Source organism: Enterobacter sp. LU1, assembly GCF_008271405.2.
GTDB lineage: Bacteria > Pseudomonadota > Gammaproteobacteria > Enterobacterales > Enterobacteriaceae > Enterobacter > Enterobacter hormaechei_C.
The window spans coordinates 1,208,162-1,233,911 of record NZ_CP043438.2 but is presented as its reverse complement, the minus strand read 5'-3'; the positions used below and the strand labels follow the sequence as shown (position 1 = coordinate 1,233,911).

Sequence of the window (25,750 nt, the reverse complement as noted above, 5' to 3'; positions counted from 1 at the left end):
GGATTGTTAACGACAGGGGTTTGTCATCATTTAAACATCCGGGAACATCACGCTATTCCCCGGCGCTTCCCTGTGCAGATGGATAAAGTTCAGGTGCCGTTCATACTGATCCAGAATGTCCGTGATCACCTGCTCCTTGCTGTAATCCATCAAATCGTTCCCCTGGCTGCCTTCCAGCAGGAAGGTCTCCAGCCGGTAGTAGGTCGACTTCCCGCTGCGCGCCCGGTAGGTAAAGCCGGGAACCGAATACTGCTGTGGCCAGATCTGATAGACAAAGTTCTGCTCGTCGCCCATGTGCACCAGCAGATCCAGGTGCCCCAGATTTTCGCCCTCTTCCGGGGGCAGGTTTTTCAGCTCCACGTAGGCGCCACGCAGCTTCAGCTCCTGGGCCACCTCTTCCATCGCCGGGAAGCAGACCGTCTCCATCATCTGGCTGGTGTAGCGCGTGCCGGGGTAGTTCATCAGGCGCGAGAGGCGTTTCTTCCAGCTCAGCCTGTCCTGCGCGCCCAGCGGACGCGGGGCGGTGTCGCGGCTGGCGCTGACGCGGCGGTAGTCTTCCACCTTAAGCGATTTATACAGCCCGGCCATCACGAAGAAGATCACGAAGCTGAACGGCAGGCCCATGATCACAGTGGTGTTCTGCAACGCCGAGATACCATTGGTCATCAGCATGCCGAGCGTCAGCAGGCCGATGGCGACGGACCAGAAGATGCGCAGCCAGTTCGGCGCGTCGCTGTTAATGTCCTTGAGCTTCGAGGTGAAGTTCCCCAGCACCAGCGCGCCGGAGTCCGCCGAGGTGACGTAGAACAGCAGGCCGGTAATGGTCGCTACGGACGCGCTAAAGGTAAACGCCGGATACTGCGCCAGCAGGCTGTAGAAGCCGCGCTCCGGGTGCGCCATCGCTTCCTGGGCAAAAGTCGCATTGCCGTGGATGATCTCGTGCAGCGCGCTGTTGCCGAAAATCGACAGCCACAGCAGGGTAAAGGTGAACGGGATGATCAGCGTGCCCATCACGAACTGACGGATGGTGCGCCCACGCGAAATACGCGCCAGGAACAGGCCGACAAACGGCGACCACGCCACCCACCACGCCCAGAAGAAGAGCGTCCAGTTGTTCATCCACTCTGTCGGACGGTCAAAGGCGAAGCTGTTCAGCGTCATTCCCATAAAGCGGTTCACGTAATCACCCACATTCAGCACTAAGGCATTGAGCAGGAACGAGGTGTCGCCCATAAACAGTACGAACAGGATCAGCCCCAGCGCCAGCGCGACGTTCAGCTCGGAGAGCACGCGAATCCCTTTATCCACGCCGGAGGTCACCGAGATGGTGGCGATAATCACCGACAGCGCAATCAGCGCCGCCTTCGCCGCCATCGAATCCGGGATGTCAAACAGCACGCTCAGCCCGTAGTTAAGCTGCACTACGCCAATTCCGAGCGTTGTCGCGATACCAAAGATGGTGCCGATCACCGCCGCGATGTCTACCGTGTGCCCAATAGGGCCGTTGATCTTTTTGCCGAAAATCGGGTACAGCGCGGAGCGGATGGTAAGGGGCAAATTATAACGATAGCTAAAGTATCCGAGCGCCATGCCCATCAGGGCATACATCGACCAGCCCGTCAGGCCGTAGTGGAAGAGCGTCCAGACCATCGCCTGGCGCGCGGCCTCCATCGTCTGCCCTGCCCCTTCCGGCGGCTGCATATACTGCGTGACCGGTTCCGCCACGGAGAAGAACATCAGGTCGATGCCGATGCCCGCGGCAAACAGCATCGCGGCCCAGCTCAGCAGGCTGAACTCGGGCTTGGACTGCTCTGGCCCGAGCTTCACCGACCCAAAGCGCGAACAGGCAATGCAGACCACGAAGACAATATAGAGCGTCGCCGCCAGCAGATAGTACCAGCCGAAGGTCTTCGACACCCAGTTCAGGGTGCGCCCAATCCACTCGGCAGAAAAATCACGAAAGAAAATGGTCGTCAGGGAAAACAACAAAATCAGCCCGGCGGACGTATAAAAAACGACCGGGTTGATTTTGTCTTTTTCTCTGTCCTGTGAAAGGTCTGTCATCCAGTATCCCCACTGTTTTTGTAACTATTGAAATCCAAATCCGCAACAATTAAGACACATTTTATATTGAACGTCCAATCAAAAACCGCTTTAATAGTTAACCAACGCTGATGAATGGAGTGGCAAAAATGCCCAAAGTGGGGATGCAGCCGATCCGGCGCAGGCAGCTAATCGATGCCACGCTGGAAGCAATTAATGAAGTGGGAATGCATGACGCAACCATCGCGCAAATCGCCCGTCGGGCGGGCGTGTCCACGGGGATCATCAGCCACTATTTCAAAGATAAAAACGGTCTGCTGGAAGCGACCATGCGTGACATCACCGGTCAGCTGCGCGACGCGGTATTAAGCCGTTTACGCGCCCTGCCGGACGGCAGCGCAGAGCAGCGATTGCAGGCGATTGTCGGCGGCAATTTTGATGAAACCCAGATCAGCGGCGCGGCGATGAAGGCCTGGCTGGCCTTCTGGGCCAGCAGCATGCATCAGCCGATGCTCTACCGTTTGCAGCAGGTCAGCAGCCGCCGATTGCTCTCAAACCTGGTGTACGAGTTCCGCCGCGAGCTGCCGCGTGAACAGGCTGAAGAGGCGGGCTACGGGCTTGCCGCACTGATTGACGGGCTATGGCTGCGCGCTGCGCTCAGCGGCAAACCGCTGGATAAAACCCTGGCCCAGTCGCTCACCAGCCACTTTATCAGCCAGCATCTACCGACCGATTAACCGAGGAGAATTTATGTCCCGAATGGCAGAACAGCAGCTTTATATTAATGGTGGTTATACATCCGCCACCAGCGGTCGCACCTTCGAGACCATCAATCCGGCGAACGGTGAAGTTCTGGCAACCGTGCAGGCCGCCGGGCGCGAAGACGTGGACCGCGCCGTGGAAAGCGCACAGCGCGGGCAGAAGATCTGGGCGGCGATGACCGCCATGGAGCGCTCGCGCATTTTGCGCCGCGCCGTCGATATCCTGCGCGAGCGCAACGACGAGCTGGCAACGCTGGAAACCCTCGACACCGGTAAAGCGTATTCCGAAACCTCGACCGTCGACATCGTTACCGGCGCGGACGTGCTGGAGTACTACGCGGGGCTGATCCCGGCGCTGGAAGGCAGCCAGATCCCGCTGCGCGACACCTCGTTCGTCTACACCCGCCGCGAGCCGCTGGGCGTGGTGGCGGGCATCGGCGCGTGGAACTACCCGATCCAGATCGCCCTGTGGAAATCGGCCCCGGCGCTGGCGGCGGGCAACGCGATGATCTTCAAGCCGAGCGAAGTGACTCCGCTTACCGCCCTGAAACTGGCGGAGATCTACACCGAAGCAGGCGTGCCGGACGGCGTGTTTAACGTCCTGCCGGGCGTGGGCGCAGAGACCGGCCAGTTCCTGACCGAACATCCGGGCATCGCCAAAGTCTCCTTCACCGGTGGCGTGGCCAGCGGCAAAAAGGTGATGGCGAACTCGGCGGCCTCGTCCCTGAAAGAGGTGACGATGGAGCTGGGCGGTAAATCTCCGCTGATAGTGTTTGACGACGCGGATCTGGATCTCGCGGCAGATATCGCCATGATGGCGAACTTCTTCAGCTCCGGTCAGGTGTGCACCAACGGCACCCGCGTGTTCGTGCCCGCGAAGGTCAAAGCCGCGTTTGAGCAAAAAATCGTTGAGCGCGTGGGCCGCATCCGCGCGGGCGACCTGTTCGATGAAAACACCAACTTTGGCCCGATGGTCAGCTTCCCGCACCGCGACAGCGTGCTGCGCTACATCGCCAAAGGCAAAGAGGAAGGCGCGCGCGTGCTGTGCGGCGGCGACGTGCTGAAGGGTGACGGCTTTGACAACGGCGCGTGGGTGGCCCCGACCGTGTTCACCGACTGCACCGACGAAATGACCATCGTGCGCGAAGAGATCTTCGGCCCGGTGATGTCCATTCTTACCTATGACACTGACGAAGAAGCCATTCGCCGCGCCAATGATACCGACTACGGTCTGGCGGCGGGCATCGTCACCGCCGATCTGAACCGCGCCCACGGCGCTATTCATCAGCTCGAAGCGGGCATCTGCTGGATCAACACCTGGGGCGAATCCGCCGCAGAGATGCCGGTCGGCGGCTACAAACACTCCGGCATTGGCCGTGAGAACGGCGTCATGACGCTTCAGAGTTACACCCAGGTGAAGTCCATCCAGGTTGAGATGGGTAAATTCCAGTCCATATTTTAACCGGGAGGTTTATTTGCAATTTGACTACATCATTATCGGAGCCGGCTCTGCCGGCAACGTTCTGGCAACACGACTGACTGAAGATCCGAACACCACCGTCCTGCTGCTTGAGGCGGGCGGGCCGGACTACCGCTTTGACTTCCGCACCCAGATGCCTGCCGCGCTGGCCTTCCCGTTGCAGGGCAAGCGCTACAACTGGGCGTATGAAACCGAGCCTGAGCCTTTCATGAACAATCGCCGCATGGAATGCGGACGAGGTAAAGGGCTGGGCGGCTCGTCGCTGATCAACGGCATGTGCTACGTGCGCGGCAACGCAATGGATCTGGATAACTGGGCGAAAGAACCGGGTCTGGAGCACTGGAGCTACCTCAACTGCCTGCCCTATTACCGCAAGGCAGAGACCCGCGACGTGGGGCCGAACGACTACCACGGCGGCGACGGTCCGGTGAGCGTCACCACCTCTAAGCCGGGCGTGAACCCGCTGTTTGAAGCGATGGTAGAGGCGGGCGTGCAGGCGGGCTACCCGCGCACCGACGACCTTAACGGCTATCAGCAGGAAGGCTTTGGCCCGATGGACCGCACGGTCACGCCGCAGGGCCGACGCGCCAGCACCGCGCGCGGCTATCTGGACCAGGCCAAACCGCGCCCGAATCTGACCATCCGCACCCACGCCATGACCGATCACATTATCTTTGACGGCAAGCGCGCGGTGGGCGTCGAGTGGCTGGAAGGCGAAAGCACCATTCCGTCAAAAGCGACGGCGAAGAAAGAGGTGCTGCTGTGCGCGGGCGCCATCGCGTCTCCGCAGATCCTCCAGCGCTCCGGCGTGGGCAACGCTGAACTGCTGAAGCAGTTTGATATCCCGCTGGTACATGATTTACCCGGGGTGGGTGAAAACTTGCAGGATCATCTGGAGATGTACCTTCAGTATGAATGTAAGGAGCCGGTCTCCCTCTACCCTGCCCTGCAATGGTGGAACCAGCCGAAGATTGGCGCGGAGTGGCTGTTTGGCGGCACAGGCGTGGGCGCTAGCAACCACTTCGAAGCGGGCGGATTTATCCGCAGCCGCGAGGAGTTCGAGTGGCCAAACATTCAGTATCACTTCCTGCCGGTGGCGATTAACTACAACGGCTCGAACGCGGTGAAAGAACATGGCTTCCAGTGCCACGTTGGCTCCATGCGCTCGCCGAGCCGCGGCCACGTGCGCATTAAGTCGCGCGATCCGCACCAGCATCCGGCGATCCTGTTCAACTATATGTCCCACGAGCAGGACTGGCAGGAGTTCCGCGACGCGATCCGCATCACCCGCGAGATCATGCACCAGCCAGCGCTGGACAAGTATCGCGGTCGTGAAATCAGCCCGGGCGTCGAATGCCAGACCGACGAACAGCTGGACGAGTTCGTGCGCAACCACGCCGAAACCGCCTTCCACCCGTGCGGCACCTGCAAGATGGGCTACGACGAAATGGCGGTGGTCGACGGCGAAGGCCGGGTTCATGGGCTGGAAGGGTTACGCGTAGTGGATGCGTCGATCATGCCGCAGATTATCACCGGCAACCTGAACGCCACCACCATCATGATTGGCGAAAAGATTGCCGACGCCATTCGCGGGCGCGAGCCGCTGGCGAAGAGCACGGCGGCGTATTATGTGGCGAACGGGGCGCCGGTTCGCCGCTGAGTGCGAACGTCTCCCCTCACCCCGGCCCTCTCCCAAAGGGAGAGGGTGTCATCGTCCCCTCTCCCTCTGGGAGAGGGTTAGGGTGAGGGGAAATTATTGCCGAAATGCTTCAAGCCGCTTAACCTGCCGTCCTTCCCCGTCAAAATTCTCCGCCGCCAGCCAGGCGCGCAGCTCTGCATCGCGCTGCGGCCATTCGCCGTCAATAATCGAAAGCATATCGCTGTCGCGGTTGCGTCCTTTACGCACCAGCTTCTGGCGCAGGCGCCCTTCCCAGACAAACCCCAGCCGCTCCGCCGCGTTGCGTGAGGCGATGTTCATCGAATCGCACTTCCACTCCAGCCGGCGATATTGATGCTCAAAGGCATTTTTCAGCAGCAGCCACACCGCTTCGGTACCCACGCGGGTGCCCTTCATTCTGCGCGACCAGGTGACGTGGCCGATCTCAACCGAGCCCTGAAAGCGTTCTATCGCCATATAGCTGACCAGCCCTACCGCCTTTTCGGTGCGCAGATCGATAACGGCAAAGGGCACCAGGTCGTCATCCAGCACCTTTCCCAGCACCCAGTGCGCAGTGGCCTCAACGCTCACAGGCTGGGTGCTGGCAAGCCACGTCCAGTCGCTGTCGTCACCCAGCGCATAGGCTTCAAACAAATCAGCCGAATGGCGGTCAGCATCCAGCGGCTCCAGGCGGCAATACTGCCCGGTGAGCAGGGTACGGGTTAACGCGCGGGCGCATTTCCAGTCCGGGACAATATCATTAACGGTTTGACCATGTTGATTGATTTCGGGCACGGCGGTGACTCCCTGAAAGGTAAGGAGTTTGTTATAGCAGGTTAAAAAGCGAACGAAAAGAGAGGTGACTCATAACCAGACCGAATGCGTTATTCCCGGAGGGCATAAGCAAAGCAGAATTTCGACTTTGAGGAAATCCTCAGCCAGCCTACCGTAACGGTGCATAAAACAATCACAATATATTTTCTTCAGGGATCGCTATGAATAAAAAACTGCTGCCGTTACTGGTGCTGGCTGCGCTCTCAAGCGCTGCTCACGCCGCTACCCCGCCCAACACGCTGGTTGTCGCCCAGGGTCTGGATGATATCGTGAGCCTTGACCCGGCCGAAGCCAACGAACTTTCCAGCATCCAGACCGTACCGAGTTTGTATCAGCGTCTGGTACAGCCGGACCGCGATAACCCGGAAAAAATCACCCCGGTTCTGGCCGAAAGCTGGGAAGCGGACGCGGCAGCAAAAACCCTGACCATCAAACTTAAGCCCGATGCAAAATTTGCCTCCGGCAACCCGCTGCGCCCGGAAGATGTGATCTTCTCATATACCCGCGCCGTGACGCTGAACAAATCCCCGGCGTTTATCCTCAACGTACTGGGCTGGGACGCCAGCAACATCGCCAGCCAGCTGAAGAAAGTGGACGACCATACCCTCACGCTTCGCTGGACGGCGGACGTCAGCCCGTCGGTAGCGCTGAATATACTCTCCACGCCGATTGCCTCCATCGTCGATGAAAAGCAGGTTACGGCGAACGTGAAGGATAACGACTTCGGCAACGCGTGGTTAAAAATGCACTCTGCGGGCAGCGGCGCGTTCAAAATGCGCGTTTACCAGCCGCATCAGGCCATCGTGCTGGAAGCCAACGAATCCGCGCCCGGCGGCGCGCCGAAGCTTAAAAGCATCATCATTAAAAACGTCCCCGATCCCGCTTCCCGCCGCCTGCTGATCCAGCAGGGTGATGCGGACGTGGCGCGCGATCTGGGTGCAGACCAGATAAGCGCCCTCAGCGGCAAGCCGGGCGTGAAGGTGCTGAGCATCCCTTCTGCCGAGCAAAACTATCTGGTGTTTAACACCGGCAACAGCGCTAACCCGCTGCTGAATAATCCAGCGTTCTGGGAAGCCTCGCGCTGGCTGGTGGATTATGAAGGCATCACCAAGGACCTGCTGAAAGGCCAGTATTTTGTTCATCAGAGCTTCCTGCCGGTCGGCCTGCCGGGCGCGCTGGAGGACAATCCGTTCACGTTTGACCCGGCAAAAGCAAAAGCGATCCTCGCCAGGGCGGGCATCAAAGACGCGCATTTCACGCTGGACGTAGAGAATAAACCGCCGTTCATCACCATCGCGCAATCCATGCAGGCGAGCTTCGCTCAGGGCGGCGTGAAGGTGGATCTGCTGCCCGCGGCGGGTAGCCAGGTATACGCCCGCGTGCGTGCGAAACAGCATCAGGCGGCCATACGTCTGTGGATCCCGGACTACTTCGATGCACACTCCAACGCCAGCGCCTTCGCATGGAATGACGGGAAATCCAGCACCGTGGCCGGGCTTAACGGCTGGAAAATTCCGGAGCTGAACAACGCTACGCTGGCGGCGGTTGCCGAGCCGGATCCGGCAAAACGTCTGGATCTGTATAAGAAGATGCAGGAACAGTTACAGCATAACTCGCCGTATGTGTTCGTTGACCAGGGCAAAACCCAGATCGTGGTGCGCGATAACGTGAAGGGGTATCAGCAGGGGCTGAACGCGGATATGGTCTGGTACGATCGCGTTACGAAGTAGCCCTTGTTGCCGGGTGGCGCTGCGCTTACCCGGCCTACGTTCCTGGTTTTTGCAGGCCGGGTAAGGCGAAGCCGCCACCCGGCATAAAGAGATTTCCCATGCCACATCTTTCCACCCGCGTGCTTCAGGGTCTGCTGACTCTCCTGCTCACGCTGTTCGGGCTACTGCTGGTCACGTTTGCGCTCTCTGCCTTTTCCCCGGTCGATCGCGTATTGCAGATCGTCGGCGATCACGCCAGCCAGTCCACTTACGATCAGGTTCGCCACCAGCTTGGGCTGGATCGGCCCCTGCCCGTGCAGTTCTGGCACTACCTGCAAAACCTCGCTCACGGTGATTTAGGCACCGCCAGCGCTACCGGTCAGCCGGTATTGCAGGACCTGCTGCACGCCTTTCCCGCCACGCTGGAACTGGCAACGCTGGCGCTAATTATCGGCACGGTACTCGGCGTGATTGCGGGTGTACTGTGCGCCCGCTACGCCGGTTCGCCACTGGACTTAGCGATCAGAACGCTCACCCTGCTCGGCAATTCGGTGCCAATATTCTGGCTCGGACTGCTGATGCTGGCTCTGTTCTACGCGAAACTACAGTGGAGCGCTGGCCCCGGCAGGCTGGACGACATCTGGCAATTCACCGTTGAGCCACGAACCGGATTTGCGCTGGTTGATACCTGGCTTTCCGGCGACCGCGAGGCGTTCCGCAACGCCATCAGCCACCTGGTGCTGCCGGTGCTGCTGCTGGCCTACTACTCGCTGGCAAGTATCACCCGACTGACGCGCTCCGCCTGTCTGAGCGAGATGAACAAAGAGTACATATTGCTCGCCCGCGCCAAGGGCGCCGGAGAGATGACCATCCTGCTGCGTCACGTGCTGCCGAACATTCGCAGCACCCTATTGACGGTGATTGCGCTGGCCTACACCAGCATGCTGGAGGGCGCGGTATTAACCGAAACCGTATTCTCGTGGCCGGGCATCGGGCGCTACCTCACCACGGCCCTGTTCGCCGGTGACACCACCGCCGTGATGGGCGGTACGCTGCTGATTGGCGTCTGCTTTGTTCTGATCAATAACCTTACCGACCTGCTTGTGCGGGCGACCGATCCCAGGGTGCGCTAATGCCGTTTTATCTCTTCTTACGCCGCCTGCGCCGCTCCCCTGCCGCGTTTTGCGGGCTGATCGCCATCGCGCTGCTGGTGCTTATTGCCCTGTTCGCGCCGTGGCTTGCGCCGCATGATCCCAACTGGCAGGACGCCGCCGCGCGTCTGCAACCGCCCAACGCGCAGCACTGGCTGGGTACCGACAGCTATGGGCGGGATCTGCTCTCCCGATTAATCTACGGCACCCGTCCGGCACTGGGGCTGGTGGCCTTAGTCACCGTTATTACCCTCCCCGCCGGTCTGCTGGTGGGGATTTTGTCAGGCTACTACGGCGGCTGGATGGAGCGCATCCTGATGCGCTTTACCGACGTGGTGATGTCGATGCCGCGCCTGATCCTCGCCTTCGCGTTTGTCGCGATGCTCGGCCCCGGTCTGGTGAACGGCGCGCTGGCGCTGGCCTTAACGACCTGGCCTACCTATGCGCGCCAGGCGCGCAGTGAAATCCAGCGTCTGCGCCACAGCGATTATCTGGCCGCCGCGGAGATGATGGGCATTCGCGGCCCGCGCCTGCTGGTCGGCCATATTCTGCCCCTGTGCCTGCCCTCCGCGATTGTACGGCTGGCGCTGGATCTGGCCGGGATCATTCTGGCCGCCGCCGGGCTGGGCTTCCTTGGCCTGGGCGCACGTCCACCGATGGCGGAATGGGGCGCGATGATAGCCGACGGCATGCAGGTCATTTTTGACCAGTGGTGGATTACCGCCATTCCAGGCGGGGCGATTCTGTTTGCCAGCCTGGCCTTTAACCTGCTGGGCGATGGCCTGCGCGACGTACTGGAGCCACAGCATGACTGAACACCGCGTCATCGTCGATGCGCTAAATATCGACTACCCCGCCGCGCGCGTGGTCAACAACCTGAGCTTTACGTTAGGCAACGAGCGGCTGGCGCTGGTGGGAGAATCCGGCTCCGGCAAGTCCATGTCTGCCCGCGCCCTGATGGGGCTGGTGCGCAAGCCCGGCATCGTGAGCGCTAAGCGGCTTAACGTGCTTGGCAACGACCTGCTGACCCTGAACAGCCGCCGCTGGCAGGCGCTGCGCGGCAACGGCATTGCGATGGTTCTACAGGACCCGCGCTACGCGCTAAACCCGGTGAAAACCGTCGCCGCCCAGCTTGATGAGGCGCTGACCCTCCATCAGCGCCTGCCCCGCGCCGAACGCCTGGCGCGCATTCACGATATCATCCGCGCCGTGGGGCTGAACGAGCACGTGCTCCAGCGCTATCCCGGCGAACTCTCCGGCGGCATGGGCCAGCGCGTGATGATCGCCATTGCGCTCGTCAACAACCCGCAGGTGCTGATCGCCGACGAACCGACTTCCGCGCTGGACGCACGCCTGCGCAACCAGATCCTGGAGCTGCTGGTACAGCAGTGCGAGGCGCGGCAGATGGCGATGCTGTTAATCAGCCACGACTTGCCGCTCGTCGCGGAACACTGTGACCGCGTGCTGGTGATGTATCAGGGTGAGAAAGTTGATGAAATGGCGGCGAGCCAGTTGCCGCAGGCAACCCATCCTTACACGCGCACGCTCTGGACCTGCCGCCCGAACGCCGGGACGTTCGGCCAGATGCTGCCGACGCTCGACCGTTCGCAACCGTGGAAGGAGGCCGACAATGGCACTCGTTGAGGTTAACCAGCTCCGGGTGAGTTTTGGTGAAAAAACGGCGGTTTCCGCCGCCAGTTTTGCGATCGAAAAAGGCGAAACCTTCAGCCTGATCGGTGAATCCGGCTGCGGCAAATCGACTCTTCTGCGCGTGCTGGCGGGGCTGCTGCGCGAGTGGCATGGCCACATTTCCGTCCTCGGGGAAAATTTACGGCCAGGACGACGTTTTGAAGGCGCGCTTCGCCGTAACGTGCAGATGGTGTTCCAGGATCCGTGGGCGTCTTTGCACCCGAACCACACCATTGCCCGCACCCTGTCGGAGCCGTTAAACATCCACGGCGAAACCCAGGTTGCCGAAAAGGTGGCGGATGCGCTGCAACAGGTGGGTCTGGCTGCCGACGCCGGCAGGCGTTACCCGCATCAGCTTTCCGGCGGACAGCGTCAGCGCGTGGCCATTGCCCGCGCGCTGCTGCTGCGCCCGCAGCTTCTGCTGCTGGATGAACCGACCTCGGCGCTGGATATGTCGGTACAGGCGGAGATCCTGAACCTGCTCAACCGCCTGAAGGCGCAGCACGGCATGACCTACCTGCTGGTGAGCCACGATGCGGACGTGATTGCGCATATGTCCGACCGGGCGGCATTTATGGCGCACGGGGAGATCCAGCGGGTATTTGACCGTGAAGCAATGTTGCGGGGCGAGCACAGGATGGGGTAAACCGTGCGGCGGCGAGTGCCGCACGCATTTCGTAGGCCGGGTAAGGCGTAGCCGCCACCCGGCAAAACGTTACTTCAGCAGCTTCACCGTGGCATCAATGTCGATCTCATCTTCAGTGAAGATCATCGTCGTGTTCTGGAAGGTAGTGATCGCCAGCTTCTTCACCGTGCGCATTTCGCCCGGCTTTTTCTCGGTTTTGGGTTTGATGCTGTTCATCAGCAGCCCGACCGACAGCACCGCATTCTCTTTGTCGATTTTGGTCTCAACGGGCTCTTCCTCGCTGAACACCACGAAGGATTTGATCGAGGTGAGCTTCACGCGCTCGCCCGCAATATAAAGATGCTTACTCTCCGGGATCACCTTCACCGCATACGCGGAAAGGCCTTTGCTGTTGGTGGTGGGCTCGAAGGTCACCGCCGCATCTTTCTTAATCAGATCAGGGTTGGCGACCTTAATCACATGAAAATAGCGGTTGTCGCCGTTTTCATCTTTGATAAATCCAAAGCCTTTATCTTTAAACCACGTTGTGATTGTACCGTTCATCGCTGTTACCGCCTGTCAGATCTTAAGACTAAAGTTTTGCAGCGCGCAGTGTAATGCACAATGGCTGACGAGACAAAAAAAAGCCCCTGCACGGGAGCAGGGGAAAGTTCATGTCAGAGCTTTTTAGTATTGTGTATTTAGTTGAACACCATCCCACCATCAATCAGCAGCGACTGACCTGTCATGTAGTCGGAATCCGGCCCGGCGAGGTAAGAGACGCAGGCGGCCACGTCTTCTGGCTCGGACAAACGGCCAAGCGTGATGCGTTTGGCAAAGGTTTCCGTCCCGTAGCCAAGCGGTTTACCCGCCGCCTCGGAGACCTGACGGTCGATTTCCGCCCACATCGGCGTTTTGACGATCCCCGGGCAGTAGGCGTTAACGGTGATCCCCAGCGGCGCGAGATCCCGCGCGGCGGTCTGGGTTAAGCCGCGCACCGCGAATTTACTGGAACTGTAGACGGCCAGCTCCGGGTTACCGGTGTGGCCCGCCTGGGAGCAGGCGTTGATAATTTTGCCGCCGTGCCCCTCTTTGCGAAAGGCGTCAATCGCGGCCTGAATGCCCCAGATCACCCCTTTCACGTTGATGTTGTAGACCTTGTCGACAATCTCCGGCGTGATGGATTCGATGGGCGTGGACGGCGCCACCCCGGCGTTATTGACGATGACGTTAAAACCGCCCAGCGCGGTGCGGGCTTTTTCCACCGCCGCGAACACCTGCTCGCGGTCAGAGACGTCCACCTTCACGGCGACGGCCTTCCCGCCGTTACGGTTGATCTCATCCGCGACCGCTTTCGCCGTCTCTTCGTTGTAATCCGCAATAGCAACGGCAAAACCATCCTTCACCAAGCGAAGCGCGATCGCTTTGCCAATCCCCTGGCCGGAGCCGGTTACGAGAGCCACTTTTTGCATTTCTCTGTCCTTATATTGATTCACAAAATCTGGCTGAGATGGAGCTGGCCCATCAGCAGCGGGTTATCGCTGTAGTCGACGGGAATGGCCACCACGGCCGGGCCATCGACATCCATTGCCGCACGCAGCGTCGGTTCGAGCGCATCCGCGCTCTCGACGGCAAAGCCTTTCGCACCGAACGCGTCGGCATAGACTTTGAAATCGACCGGGCCGAACTCGACGCCGGAAAGCCTCTGGTATTTTTTCTCTTCCTGGATGGCCACCATGTTGTAGGCGTTATCCACCCAGATGATGTGCAGCACATTGGCGTTGAGGCGTACGGCGGTTTCCAGCTCCATGCTCGACTGCAAAAAGCCGCCGTCCCCGGAGACCGAGACCACCTTGCGCCCCGGGTTGACCAGCCACGCGCCAATCGCCCACGGCAGCGCCACGCCCATGGTCTGCTGACCGTTGGAGATCATCACCTGACGCGCCCGGAAGCTGTAGAGGTAGCGGGCGATCCAGATGTGGAAGCTGCCCATGTCGACGGTGAGCGTCACGTCGTTGTTCACAATGTCCTGCATGGCGCGCACGATGCGCAGCGGATGCAGGGCAAACTGGTTAAGCGATGCGCCGCGACGGTCGAGGAGGTCCCGCTGATGCTGGCGATCGACAAGAATTTCCGAGGCGCGCTGGCTGAGTTCAAGTTTGTGCTCGATTCGACTGGCAAGCAGATTCAGCGTGGCGGCAATATCCCCGACCAGTTCCAGATCGGGAACATACTTGCGCTCCTCATAAGCGGGCAGCACGTCAATGTGCACCAGCGTCGCGTCGCCGCTGTTCCACATGGACGGCTCGTATTCCACCGGGCTGTAGCCGATGCAGATAATCAGGTCCGCCAGATGCAGCAGCCGGTCGCCCGCCTGGTTGTTAAAGAGTCCGACGCGTCCGGCGAAGCGGGTGAAGTGTTCCTGATTCACCGCCCCGGCGGCCTGATAGGTGCTGGTGACCGGAATACGGCTTCTCTCCAGCAGCTTATGCAGCGCGGCGCTGTTGGCGGGCTGGCTGGCCATCAGGCCGAGTAAGATGACCGGGTTTTTGGCCTTCGCGATAAGCTTCGCCACGTCGTTGATGGCTGACTCCGGCGCCGGGCCCATCAGCGCCGCGGTGCTGGCGGGTAAAATCGCCCCCGTGGTGGGCTGGTCGACAATATCCTGCGGCAGGCTGACAAACGCCCCGCCCGGCCTGCCCTGCTCGGCAGCGCGAAACGCGTTCGACACCACCTCGGCAATCGCGTCCGGTGAATTAACTTCGACGGCGTATTTGGTGACCGGGCTGAACATGGCGACGGTATCCATGCTCTGGTGCACCAGTTTCGCTTTATCTGCCCGCTTCACCGCCCCGCCCAGCGCCACCACCGGGTCACCTTCGCTGTTGGCGGTGGCGATGCCGGTGATCAGGTTGGAGCAGCCCGGCCCGGAGGTGACCAGCGCGACCCCGGCCTTACCGGTTAGCCGCCCTACCGCTGCCGCCATAAACGCCGCGTTCGCCTCGTGACGCACCGGGATAATCTCGATGGAGGAGTCCAGCAGGGAGTCAAAGACCTTGTCGATTTTTGCGCCCGGTATGCCGAACACCTGCTTCACACCCTGCGCTTCCAGCTGGCCGACAACCATATCGGCGCCGTGCGCCCACTGACGTGACTGTTTCTCACTGTTCACGGTAGTTCTCCTGTTAGTTTTCGACGGCGCGGATAGCCGCATCAAGGTTGCTGGGGTGCAGGTTGGCCTGTAAAAACGCGCTGTCGGCGGGCAGGTCAATCATCAGCTTGTGGATTTCGCCGAAGGTGAGCACGCCGTTCTCCAGCTGATAGTCGAGCAGGTGGCCCCCGCCCTGACGGTCGTCGGTGATAAAGTGTTCGTGATAGCCCGCCACGTTAATGCCCTGCATATGCTGCGGGGTGCGGAACCCGACCAGCACGCCCTCGCGCTGGTTAAAGCGGAACACCGGCTGGTCATCCAGCACGTCGGTCATCGCCCGGTACGGCGGTGTCTGGCGCGGTACGGTGCGGGTGTGCGCGTGGCGGAAATTGCCGTCGATGCGCAGCGCACAGAACAGGTTATCGGAAGGGATTTGCTGGTCGATCACGTCGTGGATCTGCTGACGGCTGACCGGCCCGTCGAAGGCTTTGCGGTACTGCGGCTGGAACCAGGTCATCACCGCGAACGGCGTTTTTTGCTCCGGCTTCGCGGCGCGGGCGCTGCCGTCGGCGCGCAGCTGGTACACCTGGCTGCTAAAGGCAATCATTTCACCGTCCAGCTCGTTAAAGGTACCGAGACCAAAATCACCGTGTGCCAGCAGGTCGGCGATGGTCGTCTCCCCTTCGTAGACGCCGCTTAGCAGGGCGCTCATTAGCGATGTCTGATAGATCACGCTGTCAGGATGCTGAGCCGAGAACCCACGCAGGGTCTCGCATAAACTCGCCTCACAGTCGCATGCAGATGAATGCATCATCATGCCCGTCCTCTTCAACTTTATTTATAAAGGTTAAATAAATGTTGACCCGATTCAGCAGAGAGTTCCAATATAGAATCCATGCTGGTTTGAGACGTTTTTGATATGGAACTTCGTTATCTGCGCTATTTTGTCGCGGTAGCACGCGAGCGACACTTCACCAGGGCGGCCAAAGCGCTGGGTATTTCACAGCCTCCTCTGAGTCAGCAGATCAAACGGCTCGAAGAGGAAGTGGGCACGCCGCTGTTCAGGCGCCTGACACGGGGCGTGGAGCTGACCGAAGCGGGAGAGGCCTTCTATGAGGACGCCTGTAAGATACTGGCGCTGAGCGATGCCGCGCTGGAGAAAGCCCGGGGCATCGCGCGCGGGCTGAACGGCAGCCTGTCGATTGGCATCACCAGTTCAGATGCTTTTCATCCCAAAATCTTCGCCCTGATTCGCCAGTTTCAGGTGCAGAACATGGCAGTGCAGGTTCACCAGGTGGAAGCCAATATGTCGTCGCTGACGACGATGCTGGCGGAGGGTGAGCTGGATATCGCCTTCGTGCGCCTGCCGTGTGAGAGCAGCAAGGCGTTTGAGTTAAAAATCCTCGACCGGGAGCCGATGGTGGTGGCGCTGCATCGCGACCATCCGCTGGCTGGAAGCGGCGATCTGGCGCTGGACCAGTTGCGTGATACGCCGGTGGTGCTGTTCCCGCAGGAGGTCGCGCCCGGCCTGTACGACAGGGTTTACGGCAACTGCGAGCGGGCCGGGATCGATATGCAACACACGCTGCAATCCTCACAACTTTCCTCTTCCCTGAGCATGGTCTCCGCTGGCGGCGGGTTCGCGCTGGTGCCGAAATCCATGGCCGCTATTTCTCCGCCGAATGTCACCTACCATGCGCTGCGCTCGCCGGAGCTTTATACCGATATCGCGCTCTGCTGGCGGCGCTTCGAACGTTCGCGGACGGTGAAGCGGTTTCTGGCGATGATGAGCGAGGGGTAGCTACGGTGCGGCTGTGCCCGGCGGCGCTGCGCTTGCGCGGGCCTACGGTTCGTGTCGCGGATAGGTTGGCTGGTTGGCGGTTTTGTAGGCCGGGTAAGGCGCAGCCGCCACCCGGCAATGCCCTTTGGAAGCCGCCTCGCAAACTTTTAAGCAACCTTATGTAATTCAGGGGCATCCCTTTTCATCCCTTCTTCACCTGCAACTTCCCGATTCTGCGGATCTCTTTGAACTGGCTGGCACCTGTGCGGCATACGTGAGCGTACTGGTGGAAACGGACGATGCGGTGACATTTTCCACGCTCTGTAAGCAACTGCTGGGTTGTTAGCGGAGTTTGTGAAGGAGCCTTATATAACGGCTCACTGAGTCGGCCTTACACAAAGGACAACGTTGTTTGATGAATGACTGTTAAGAGCGTTCAGCAGGCTTCGATGCCAGATCGACTTTCAGCCATCTCATGACTAAAAATTACTGTTCGTGCCGGGTGGGGCATGCAATTGTTAGAGGAATGCACAGGAAGGCGGTCACGCCACAGAGGGCGTGACATAAAATCAGGCCTGGTCGTCTTCTTTACCGTAGTAAAGCTTACCGATCTGAATGAGAGGACGGCCCTGGGATTTGCGGTGCAGGTTGCTGTCACGCAGTGAATAAACGCAGCCGCAGTATTCCTGCTGGTAGAACTGCTCGCGCTTGCTGATTTCAATCATGCGCGACGAACCGCCCTGTTTCCGCCAGTTATAGTCCCAATAGACCATACCCGGATAGTGGGCGGCGGCTCGCTGACCGCAGTCGTTGATTTGCTGCATATTTTTCCAGCGAGAGATGCCCAGTGAGCTGCTAATCACGTTGAAGCCATTTTCAGCGGCGTAAAGCGCAGTCCGCTCAAAGCGCATGTCAAAACACATGGTGCAGCGAATGCCGCGCTCGGGTTCCCATTCCATGCCTTTGGCGCGCTCAAACCAGTTATCTGTATCGTAATCCGCATCAATAAACGGTACGCCGTGCTGTTCGGCAAAGCGAATATTCTCATCCTTACGAATCAGATACTCTTTCTGCGGATGAATGTTCGGATTGTAGAAGAAGATGGTGTAGTCGATCCCTGAGGCCTGGATCGCCTCCATTACCTCACCAGAACACGGAGCGCAACAGGAGTGCAGCAGCAGTTTATCTGCCCCGTTTGGGAGTTCTAGTTTAGGGCGTTTGAAATCAGCGGTAGTCATAAATTTATTTGTTGAGGTAATGAGGACTGAAAACAGTGTAGCATCAGAGCTGTGCTATCGGGAATGGCGGCCAGTCTCATACATATCCCGCAATGCCTGTTATTGACACATAGCGGACGCATCTTTCACACGTTTCTATATAACCTGGTTAGCAAAACTATCTCCGCTGCACTTCTTCTCAGCAAGCAATTCCTGAATACGCTACGCAAATTAAACAAATATTTCAGGCCAAGATAGATCAGGCACGTTAACGCTGGATCATATGCGCGCTGGCGAAGCGTTTTGGTTTGCCGGTGAGCGCATTTGTGGGGAACTGATGCGAGGTTTTCACCCAGACCAATTCCCCAGACGTTAATACCACTATCTCTCTCACCCCGGCCCCTCGCTCCCCGCCGCCAGCAGCGGCACCACCACATCGCTGACGGGCACCGCAATCCCGTGCCTGCGGCCATAGCGCTGGATCACGCCGTTGCGTATGTCCCACTCCATCAGGCGATCCGCCTGACGGTCGGACAGGATCGACAGCATTAAAGATCTGCACTGGGACATTCGCCCCAGCCCGCACATTAGCACCATGCAGGTGCGGTCGACGGATAAGCCGCTGACGCTCAACAACGCGATTAATATCGCCTGGCTGATCCAGGCCACGTCACACTGGCTGCTGACCACGCGGCCTTATAAGCATCAGGAACGGGATTTTCTGCGGTACCTCTTTACCGTTTTCAGGTGTGTCGCTACGGATAGGTGGATATTCAGACGAGCCGTTATGAGTTTTTAAACAATTAATAAAGAGTCAAATAGACAGAATACCCAATAAACATTCAAGTATTTATTACATCTTCAATTAATATTCACTTAATTATTATTTAAGCAAAACCACCGTATTAATCATTAACAATTTATCCAGATCCAAACCATAAGCCCCCATACTTTCTTAATTTGCATCAACGAAACCGCAGATCGTTTTATATCCACCCTGTACAAAATTGACGGCCAATTTTGTACGCGCTAGCGTTGCACTAGTTACGTAACTAGCTAAACCATAAGGTCTTTTCAGGATTTCCTTAAATGGAGTTTTAAACAAATGGCTATTCCCGCTTATTTATGGCTTAAAGATGACGGCGGCGCCGATATAAAAGTCTCTGTCGATATATATGGACGTGAAGGTAGCATCGAGATTATCGCCTTAAATCACGCCATAATGCAGCCCACGGACAAGCATAACGGCAAGGCGACAAGTCTTCGCATCCATTCCCCCTATTCTTTCGATAAAGAGATCGACGCTTCCAGCCCCTATTTGTACAAGGCTGTTAGCACGGGCCAGAAGCTAAAATCCGCAGAGATAAAGTTTTACCGTATCAACGATGCTGGTCAGGAAGTGGAATATTTTTCCACCCTTCTGGAAGGCGTGAAGATCGCCAGCGTCTGTCCAATGATGCTTGATATCAAAGATCCTGACTATGAGAAGCATAACCATCTTGAGCTGGTAGAGCTGCTCTATGAAAAAATTACCTGGCGCTACGTGGACGGTAACATCATGCATTCAGATAGCTGGAATGACCGTAAGACGGCATAAGGAGAACGTTATGGGATGGAAGTATGAGCAATCAACTGGCAAGATGTATAAAGACGGCAAATTAATTGAGACAGGATATTCCGGTGCCCTTACCAATAAAAATAATCCGGACCGTCAGCATGTGAAGGGTCTGGGTCCATTGCCGCGCGGAACATATAAAATTGCGGGACATTCGAATTCTAAAGGACCCATTACCATTATCCTTGAGCAAACTTCGGGAGAGAGTTTTGGTCGTTCAGAGTTCCGCATTCATGGTGACCATAAGTACGGTCCAGCCGGATTTGCTTCGGAGGGGTGCATCATTCTCTCACTGTCAACGCGACGTAAAATCCTTCGTGACGGCGGTGAGCTTGAGGTAGTGCGATGAAATACCCAATCGTTCTGCTGCTTTGTGCGCTCACTGTCCCAGCCATTGCAGCCAGCACTGACTGGCCATCAGCACTTCATGGAATCGCCTCAGGTGACACACACTGGATTGAGCAAGCCCCAACGCTGGCTGCCACGGCTGACGCCAGGCAGGCGCAACTGCTGGAGGATGCTTTGGCCGCAGCGCTCACAACAAACACCAGCGCCACACTGAAAGCGCTCCAGACCATTGACGCGGGAAAGTGGCCGCACATGGTTGGCAGCGATATCGTCTGCACGCCGCCTCTAGAGAAATCCCCCGCCGAAGTCGACGCGTTCTATCAGCGCACCCGCCGGGCGCTGCTGGATACGGTTGAGGGTGCTCAGTGCCTCTGGATCCTGGAAGCAACAATGGAAGAGCTAAACGCTGAGAAAGCCCGTCAGGGTAAGTAAGAGTTACCCGGCGCACAACGGCCGGGTCTTCCTTCTCGCCAGACCCTGGCTCACCCCGGCCCCTCGCTCCCCGCCGCCAGCAGCGGCACCACCACATCGCTGACGGGCACCGCAATCCCGTGCCTGCGGCCGTAGCGCTGGATGACGCCATTACGGATATCCCACTCCATCGGGCGATCCGCCTGACGGTCGGCGAGGATCGACGTGCCCAAATCCACTGGCGCGCGCTGAAAGTTCGCCAGAATCTCCTGCGCCACGTCATCGGCCAGCTTCGCCCCTTCGGCGCGGGCGACGGTAAGCCCCTCGCGCAGGTAGGCCAGCGCCAGCTCGCTGATATCCTCGCGCCTGAACATCCCGGCGCGGCGATTGGCCAGCACCATCAGCCCGGCGACCGCGTTTTGCAGCAGCTTGCGCCAGGCGACGGTAGTGAAATCTGTCGAGAGCTCAACGTTACAGCGCGTGCCGCGAAGCGCCTCCACCACCCGCTGCGCCTGCGGCACGTCCGGCAGCGTCAGGCGCGGTTTGGCGCGCAGCCAGACGGAGGCATCCGGCTCGCGCTGGGCAGGGAACCAGACCACCGAGGGCAGCACCGTTGCGCCATTGACCAAAGGCGCAAGCTGGGCTTTCTGCTCCACGCCGTTTTGCAGCGCGCAGACCACGGTGTTTTCATCGCACAGAGCGCGCAGCCACCCGGCGCTGTCGGCATTTTGCGTCGTTTTGACCGCCAAAAAAACGAGGTCAACGGGGCGCGTAATGACGCTGGGATCGGTGAGTACCGGACCGGGCACCACAATTTCACCCTCATCATGACGCAGGCGCAGTTCCGGATGCGCGGTGCGCCCACACAGCAGCGGCGTGCGGCCCGCTTCATGCAGCACCGCGGCGATGGTGGTCCCAATCGCACCGGGTCCTGTCAGCGCAATGGTTGGATAGTCAGACATGGGTCACTCCCCTTTTGCTAAGCCTGCTATCAGTTATACCACCCTGAGACGAGCGCGCCACGCCCATTGTCTATACTCAACTCATAACAGACAACGGAGTGCGCCATGCCTTTACCCGACTTCAAATCCTCTGAACCTTATACCCTCGGCATTGAGCTCGAACTCCAGGTGGTTAACCCGCCGGGTTACGATCTGAGCCAGGACTCCTCTGCCCTCATCGCCGCCGTCAAAGACGACATCAAAGGGGGGGAAGTCAAACACGACATCACCGAAAGCATGCTCGAAATCGCCACCGGCGTGTGCCAGACCATCGACCAGGCAGCGGCGCAGTTTTCAGTGATGCAGCAGAGCATCCTGCGCGCGGCGGAAGATCAGCATATCCAGATCTGCGGCGGTGGGACGCATCCATTCCAGAAATGGCAGCGGCAGGAAGTGTGCGACGACGAGCGCTATAACGTCACGCTGGAGCGCTTTGGCTATCTGATTTTGCAGGCGACGGTGTTCGGCCAGCACGTACACGTCGGCTGTCGGACCGGGGACGACGCCATTTACCTGCTGCACGGCCTGTCGCGCTTTGTGCCACACTTTATCGCCCTGGCCGCCGCATCACCGTATATGCAGGGCACGGACACGAAGTTCGCCTCATCGCGTCTCAACATCTTCTCGGGCTTCCCGGATAACGGTCAGATGCCGTGGGTCAACAGCTGGCAGGAGTTCGAGGGGCTGTTCCGCCGCCTGAGCTCCACCAGCATGATCGACAGCATTAAGGATCTGCACTGGGACATCCGCCCCAGCCCGCACTTCGGCACCGTCGAGGTGCGGGTGATGGATACGCCGCTGACGCTCAGCCACGCCATTAACATCGCCGGGCTTATTCAGGCGACGTCGCACTGGCTGCTGACCGCGCGGCCGTATAAGCATCAGGAACGGGATTTTCTGCTCTATCGCTTTAACCGTTTTCAGGCCTGTCGCTACGGGCTGGAAGGCATTCTGACGGACGTACATACCGGCGAGCACAAAACCGTGGCGGAAGATATCGCCTGGCTGCTCGAGCAGGTTGCGCCGTCGGCCGAGAAGCTCGGCGCGACAAGCGCAATCAATGAGATTGCCCTGCTGTTAAAGCAGGGCAAGAGCGAGGCGCAGCGCATGCGGGACTTTATCGCCGATGGCGGCTCGCTGATTTCTCTGGTGCAGAAGCACTGTGAGCTGTGGGCGACGAGTCCGTAAGGCCGTGGCCCCACTCGCGCAGGCGCTGGAACAGCACGAACAGCGCCGGGATGAACACTATCCCCACCACGGTCGCCACCAGCATGCCGCTGAACACCGTAGTGCCGATGATGCGGCGGCTCTGGGCACCCGCCCCGGTCGCCAGCATCATCGGCAGGACGCCGATAATGAACGACACGGCGGTCATCATTACCGCGCGGAAGCGGCGCGATGCCCCCTCCCGTGCGGCATCGACAATCGCCATTCCATCCATGCGCCGGGCGCGGGCAAACTCCACGATAAGAATTGCGTTCTTGGCGGCGAGGGCTATCAGTAGCACCAGACCTATCTGCACGTATACGTCGTTGGCATAGCCCGCCAGCCACAGCCAGACCAGCGCCCCGCCGATGGCGAACAGCACCGAGAGCATCACGCTCGCCGGCAGCGTCCAGCTCTCGTACTGGGCGACGAGGAACAGCCACGCCATCACCACCGCCGCCAGCACGATCCATATCGCCTGATTGCCGGTCTGCTGCTCCTGATACGACATGCCGCTCCAGGCGTAGTCGTACCCGGCTGGCAGGTTTTCCGCCAGAATCTCGCCCATCGCCGCCATTGCGGTGCTGCTGCTCACCCCTTCCGCTGCCGAGCCGCTCACCGATACCGACGGGAACTGGTTGTACTGCTGAATAAATGGCGCGCCGACGGTCGGCGTGATGGTGATGAGGTTGCTCAGACGCACCCGCTCGCCGCTGTTGCTGCGCACGAACAGCTCGCTGATTTGCTCCGCGCGCTCGCGCCACTGCATCTCGTTCTGCATCACTACGTGGTAGACGCGGTTGTTGACGCTGAAATCCCCGGCGCGCGTGCCGCCAAAGGCGGTTTGCAGGCTGCTGAAGATGCGTGACACCGGCACGTCGAGGCGGGCCGCGCGCTCGCGGTCAACGGTGAGCGTCATCTGCGGTACGTTGCTGCTCCAGGTGGTGAACACGCGGCTCAGCTGCGGGTTCTGGTTGGCTTTCGCCAGCACCTCACGCGTCACGCGCTCCAGCTCCGCCGGGCTTTGCCCCGCCTGCGCCTGAATGCGCAGGTCGAAGCCGGAGGCGTTGCCCAGCCCCGGCAGCGTCGGCGGCGCAAAGGTCATGATGGTGGCTTCCGGCAGGGCCAGCAGCTGGCGCTGAAGGGTGCCCATCACCTCATCCAGCGGCGGACGCTCGCTCCAGTCTTTGAGCATGATGGAGATAAACCCGCCGTTCGATGCGCTGGTGCCGTTGAGGATGTTAAACCCGGAGACCTGAATCACGTCTTCTACCGCCGGGTTGTTAGCGATCAGCTCGCGCGCGGTGGTCATCACCGCTTCGGTGCGCTCCAGCGAGGCTGCCTCCGGCAACTGGACGCTGGCGAAGAAGTAGCCCTGATCCTCCTGCGGCAGGAAGCCCTTTGGCATCGACATAAAGCTGAATACCACCACCGCCGCCGCGCCTGCGGTGGCCAGCAGCGCCAGCCACGGACGGAGGTTAAACACGCTCACGATCCGGGTGTAAAGCGTGCGCGTGGCGTCCAGCCCGCGGTTAAACCCACGGAAAACGGCGGTGGGCTGTGCCGGACGCGGGCGCAGCAGCATCGCGCAGAGCGCGGGCGTCAGGGTGAGCGCCACGAGGCTTGAGAGCGTGACGGCGGTGGAGAGCGTCACCGCGAACTGGCGGTACAGCTCGCCGACAATCCCCGGCAGGAGCGCCACCGGCACAAACACCGCCAGCAGCACCAGCGTGGTGGCAATCACTGGCCCAGCGATCTGGCGCAGCGCCAGCGCGGTCGCCGCCGTCCGGCTCTGCCCTTCCGCCATCAGCGTTTCGACGCTCTCCACCACCACGATGGCGTCATCCACCACCATGGTCAGCGCCAGAATGATGGCGAACAGGCTCAGCGTATTGGCGGAGTAGCCGAACGTATAGAGCACCGCGAAGGTGCCCACCAGCGACACCGGAATGGCAAGGGCAACAATCAGCGTCGCGCGCCAGCTTTGCAGGAACAGGGACACCACGACCACCACCGCCAGCATCGTCAGCGCCAGCGAGACGCCAATCTCCTTGATGGTGGCGGCCACAAACGAGGTGGTGTCGAATTTGACTTCATAGACCAGATCGTCCGGGAAGCGCGTGGATAACCGTTCCAGCTCCGCGCGCACCGCATCGGCCACGCGCAGGGCGTTAGCGGACGGCGTCGGGTAGATGCCGAGGTAGGCGGAGTCGTGCCCGTTCAGCTGCGCGGCAGAGCTGTAGCTGCGCGAGCCAAGCTCGATGGTGGCGACGTCCTTCAGGCGCACCAGTTGCCCCATCTCCCCGGCGCGGATAATGATGCTGGCAAAGTCGTCGGCCTGGTTTAAGCGCCCCAGCCCGTTAATGGTCAGGGTCTGCTGCTGGCCGTTAAACACCGGCGGCGTGCCGACCTGGCCTGCCGCCCCCTGCACGTTCTGCTCGCGCAGCGCCTGTGCCACGTCATCGCTGGTCACGTTCAGGGCGTTCATGCGGTCCGGGCGCAGCCAGATGCGCATGCTGTAGTCCCGTGCGCCAAACATCTGTACCTGCCCTACGCCCGGCAGACGCGACAGCGCCTCGCGCACCTGGGTGCTGGCGTAGTTGCTGACGAACAGCGGCGTGTGGGTGTTGTTCGGTGAGTAAAGGCTTACCCCCATCATCAGGTTGGTGGCGCGCTTGCGCACCTGCACGCCGTTTTGCTGTGCCTCGGTCGGCAGCTGCGCCACGGCCTGCGCCACGCGGTTCTGCACGTCGATGGCGGCGAGATCAGGGTCGGTGCCTGCCGCAAAGGTAATGTTCAGGCTATAGCTACCCTCGTCCGAACTGGTGGACTCCATATAAAGCATATGATCCACCCCGTTCAGCTGGGTTTCCAGCGGCGTGGCGATGGCCTCCGCCACGTCAGCCGAGCTGGCGCCCGGCCATGACGCTGACACATTCACGACCGGCGGGGTGATCTGTGGGTACTGCTCCACCGGAATAATCCTCAGCGCGATGGCCCCCAGTAGGGTGATGACCAGCGCAATCACCATCGCAAAGCGCGGGCGTTTGATGAAAAACGTCAGCATGATGG

At 59.7% G+C, this 25,750-nt stretch carries 22 protein-coding genes and 2 pseudogenes; 14 read left to right on the top strand and 10 right to left on the bottom strand.

Annotated features, from left to right (window positions below; translation table 11 throughout):
• Positions 1-30: 30 nt before the first annotated feature.
• Positions 31-2,064: a choline BCCT transporter BetT gene (gene betT / locus FZF21_RS05930; protein ID WP_023303253.1), complete on the bottom strand. Its 2,034-nt coding sequence runs from the start codon at positions 2,062-2,064 to the stop codon at positions 31-33.
• 128 nt (positions 2,065-2,192) lie between these two features.
• Between betT and betI the strand changes: the two genes are divergently transcribed.
• From betI to betA, 3 genes are read left to right on the top strand one after another with little or no spacing between them, the layout of a single operon-like run.
• The gene (gene betI, locus FZF21_RS05925; protein WP_017382531.1) at positions 2,193-2,780 is read left to right on the top strand and encodes a transcriptional regulator BetI; all 588 of its coding nucleotides are present in this window, start codon (positions 2,193-2,195) and stop codon (positions 2,778-2,780) included.
• 13 nt (positions 2,781-2,793) lie between these two features.
• The gene (gene betB / locus FZF21_RS05920) at positions 2,794-4,266 is read left to right on the top strand and encodes a betaine-aldehyde dehydrogenase (protein ID WP_017694352.1); all 1,473 of its coding nucleotides are present in this window, start codon (positions 2,794-2,796) and stop codon (positions 4,264-4,266) included.
• A gap of 13 nt (positions 4,267-4,279) precedes the next feature.
• Positions 4,280-5,944: a choline dehydrogenase gene (betA, locus tag FZF21_RS05915; protein ID WP_048209187.1), complete on the top strand. Its 1,665-nt coding sequence runs from the start codon at positions 4,280-4,282 to the stop codon at positions 5,942-5,944.
• Between the two features lie 93 nt (positions 5,945-6,037).
• Here the strand turns inward: betA and FZF21_RS05910 are convergent, their stop codons facing one another.
• Positions 6,038-6,736 carry a GNAT family protein gene (locus tag FZF21_RS05910; RefSeq protein ID WP_032103078.1) on the bottom strand — a complete coding sequence of 233 codons (699 nt, stop codon included), beginning with the start codon at positions 6,734-6,736 and terminating at the stop codon, positions 6,038-6,040.
• 200 nt (positions 6,737-6,936) lie between these two features.
• Between FZF21_RS05910 and FZF21_RS05905 the strand changes: the two genes are divergently transcribed.
• From FZF21_RS05905 to FZF21_RS05885, 5 genes are all read left to right on the top strand, one after another.
• Positions 6,937-8,505, top strand: a complete 1,569-nt coding sequence (locus FZF21_RS05905; protein ID WP_063859374.1) for an ABC transporter substrate-binding protein — start codon at positions 6,937-6,939, stop codon at positions 8,503-8,505.
• 98 nt (positions 8,506-8,603) lie between these two features.
• Positions 8,604-9,617: an ABC transporter permease gene (locus FZF21_RS05900; protein WP_023303249.1), complete on the top strand. Its 1,014-nt coding sequence runs from the start codon at positions 8,604-8,606 to the stop codon at positions 9,615-9,617.
• Positions 9,617-10,450: an ABC transporter permease gene (locus FZF21_RS05895; protein WP_149121010.1), complete on the top strand. Its 834-nt coding sequence runs from the start codon at positions 9,617-9,619 to the stop codon at positions 10,448-10,450. The genes FZF21_RS05900 and FZF21_RS05895 overlap by 1 nt, the downstream gene beginning before the upstream one ends.
• Positions 10,443-11,279: an ABC transporter ATP-binding protein gene (locus FZF21_RS05890; protein ID WP_023296076.1), complete on the top strand. Its 837-nt coding sequence runs from the start codon at positions 10,443-10,445 to the stop codon at positions 11,277-11,279. The genes FZF21_RS05895 and FZF21_RS05890 overlap by 8 nt, the downstream gene beginning before the upstream one ends.
• On the top strand, positions 11,266-11,970 hold the full coding sequence (locus tag FZF21_RS05885; protein WP_032670418.1) for an ABC transporter ATP-binding protein: 705 nt from the start codon (positions 11,266-11,268) through the stop codon (positions 11,968-11,970). Before FZF21_RS05890 ends, FZF21_RS05885 begins: the two co-directional genes overlap by 14 nt.
• 69 nt (positions 11,971-12,039) lie before the next feature.
• On the opposite strand, the gene FZF21_RS05880 is transcribed toward FZF21_RS05885, so the two are convergent.
• The 4 genes from FZF21_RS05880 to budA all read right to left on the bottom strand — a co-directional run bounded on the left by FZF21_RS05880 (position 12,040) and on the right by budA (position 15,914).
• Positions 12,040-12,513 carry a cold shock domain-containing protein gene (locus tag FZF21_RS05880; RefSeq protein ID WP_017382537.1) on the bottom strand — a complete coding sequence of 158 codons (474 nt, stop codon included), beginning with the start codon at positions 12,511-12,513 and terminating at the stop codon, positions 12,040-12,042.
• A gap of 137 nt (positions 12,514-12,650) precedes the next feature.
• Positions 12,651-13,421: a (S)-acetoin forming diacetyl reductase gene (locus FZF21_RS05875; protein WP_015571194.1), complete on the bottom strand. Its 771-nt coding sequence runs from the start codon at positions 13,419-13,421 to the stop codon at positions 12,651-12,653.
• Positions 13,422-13,441: 20 nt separating this feature from the next.
• Positions 13,442-15,076 (bottom strand): acetolactate synthase AlsS, encoded by a 1,635-nt coding sequence (gene alsS / locus FZF21_RS05870; RefSeq protein ID WP_225561392.1) that lies wholly within the window; start codon positions 15,074-15,076, stop codon positions 13,442-13,444.
• 58 nt (positions 15,077-15,134) lie between these two features.
• Positions 15,135-15,914, bottom strand: coding sequence for an acetolactate decarboxylase (budA, locus tag FZF21_RS05865; RefSeq protein ID WP_026080550.1), 780 nt, complete (start codon positions 15,912-15,914; stop codon positions 15,135-15,137).
• A gap of 105 nt (positions 15,915-16,019) precedes the next feature.
• Between budA and FZF21_RS05860 the strand changes: the two genes are divergently transcribed.
• The gene (locus FZF21_RS05860) at positions 16,020-16,901 is read left to right on the top strand and encodes a LysR family transcriptional regulator (protein ID WP_149121011.1); all 882 of its coding nucleotides are present in this window, start codon (positions 16,020-16,022) and stop codon (positions 16,899-16,901) included.
• A 548-nt stretch (positions 16,902-17,449) separates the two neighbouring features.
• On the opposite strand, the gene FZF21_RS05855 is transcribed toward FZF21_RS05860, so the two are convergent.
• Positions 17,450-18,118 carry an epoxyqueuosine reductase QueH gene (locus tag FZF21_RS05855; RefSeq protein ID WP_023296073.1) on the bottom strand — a complete coding sequence of 223 codons (669 nt, stop codon included), beginning with the start codon at positions 18,116-18,118 and terminating at the stop codon, positions 17,450-17,452.
• Positions 18,119-18,487: 369 nt separating this feature from the next.
• Positions 18,488-18,640, bottom strand: a pseudogene (locus tag FZF21_RS05850) (ketopantoate reductase C-terminal domain-containing protein); the annotation flags it as partial.
• Here FZF21_RS05850 and FZF21_RS05845 point away from each other — a divergent pair.
• The 4 genes and pseudogenes from FZF21_RS05845 to FZF21_RS05830 all read left to right on the top strand — a co-directional run.
• Positions 18,636-18,859 (top strand): annotated as a pseudogene (locus FZF21_RS05845) (glutamate-cysteine ligase family protein); the annotation flags it as partial. The pseudogenes FZF21_RS05850 and FZF21_RS05845 overlap by 5 nt on opposite strands.
• Before the next feature lie 343 nt (positions 18,860-19,202).
• Positions 19,203-19,694, top strand: coding sequence for an Hcp family type VI secretion system effector (locus tag FZF21_RS05840; RefSeq protein WP_100135175.1), 492 nt, complete (start codon positions 19,203-19,205; stop codon positions 19,692-19,694).
• A 10-nt stretch (positions 19,695-19,704) separates the two neighbouring features.
• Positions 19,705-20,061, top strand: a complete 357-nt coding sequence (locus tag FZF21_RS05835; RefSeq protein ID WP_006809708.1) for a tlde1 domain-containing protein — start codon at positions 19,705-19,707, stop codon at positions 20,059-20,061.
• A complete protein-coding gene (locus tag FZF21_RS05830) occupies positions 20,058-20,492 on the top strand; it encodes a hypothetical protein (RefSeq protein WP_017694362.1) in 435 nt (144 codons plus the stop codon). The genes FZF21_RS05835 and FZF21_RS05830 overlap by 4 nt, the downstream gene beginning before the upstream one ends.
• Before the next feature lie 50 nt (positions 20,493-20,542).
• On the opposite strand, the gene FZF21_RS05825 is transcribed toward FZF21_RS05830, so the two are convergent.
• Positions 20,543-21,433 (bottom strand): oxidoreductase, encoded by an 891-nt coding sequence (locus FZF21_RS05825; RefSeq protein ID WP_149121012.1) that lies wholly within the window; start codon positions 21,431-21,433, stop codon positions 20,543-20,545.
• A gap of 105 nt (positions 21,434-21,538) precedes the next feature.
• Here FZF21_RS05825 and FZF21_RS05820 point away from each other — a divergent pair, with 105 nt between their 5' ends.
• Positions 21,539-22,660, top strand: coding sequence for a YbdK family carboxylate-amine ligase (locus FZF21_RS05820; RefSeq protein WP_015571201.1), 1,122 nt, complete (start codon positions 21,539-21,541; stop codon positions 22,658-22,660).
• Here FZF21_RS05820 and FZF21_RS05815 read toward each other — a convergent pair.
• A complete protein-coding gene (locus FZF21_RS05815) occupies positions 22,590-25,745 on the bottom strand; it encodes an efflux RND transporter permease subunit (RefSeq protein WP_149121013.1) in 3,156 nt (1,051 codons plus the stop codon). The genes FZF21_RS05820 and FZF21_RS05815 overlap by 71 nt on opposite strands.
• Positions 25,746-25,750: the final 5 nt, after the last annotated feature.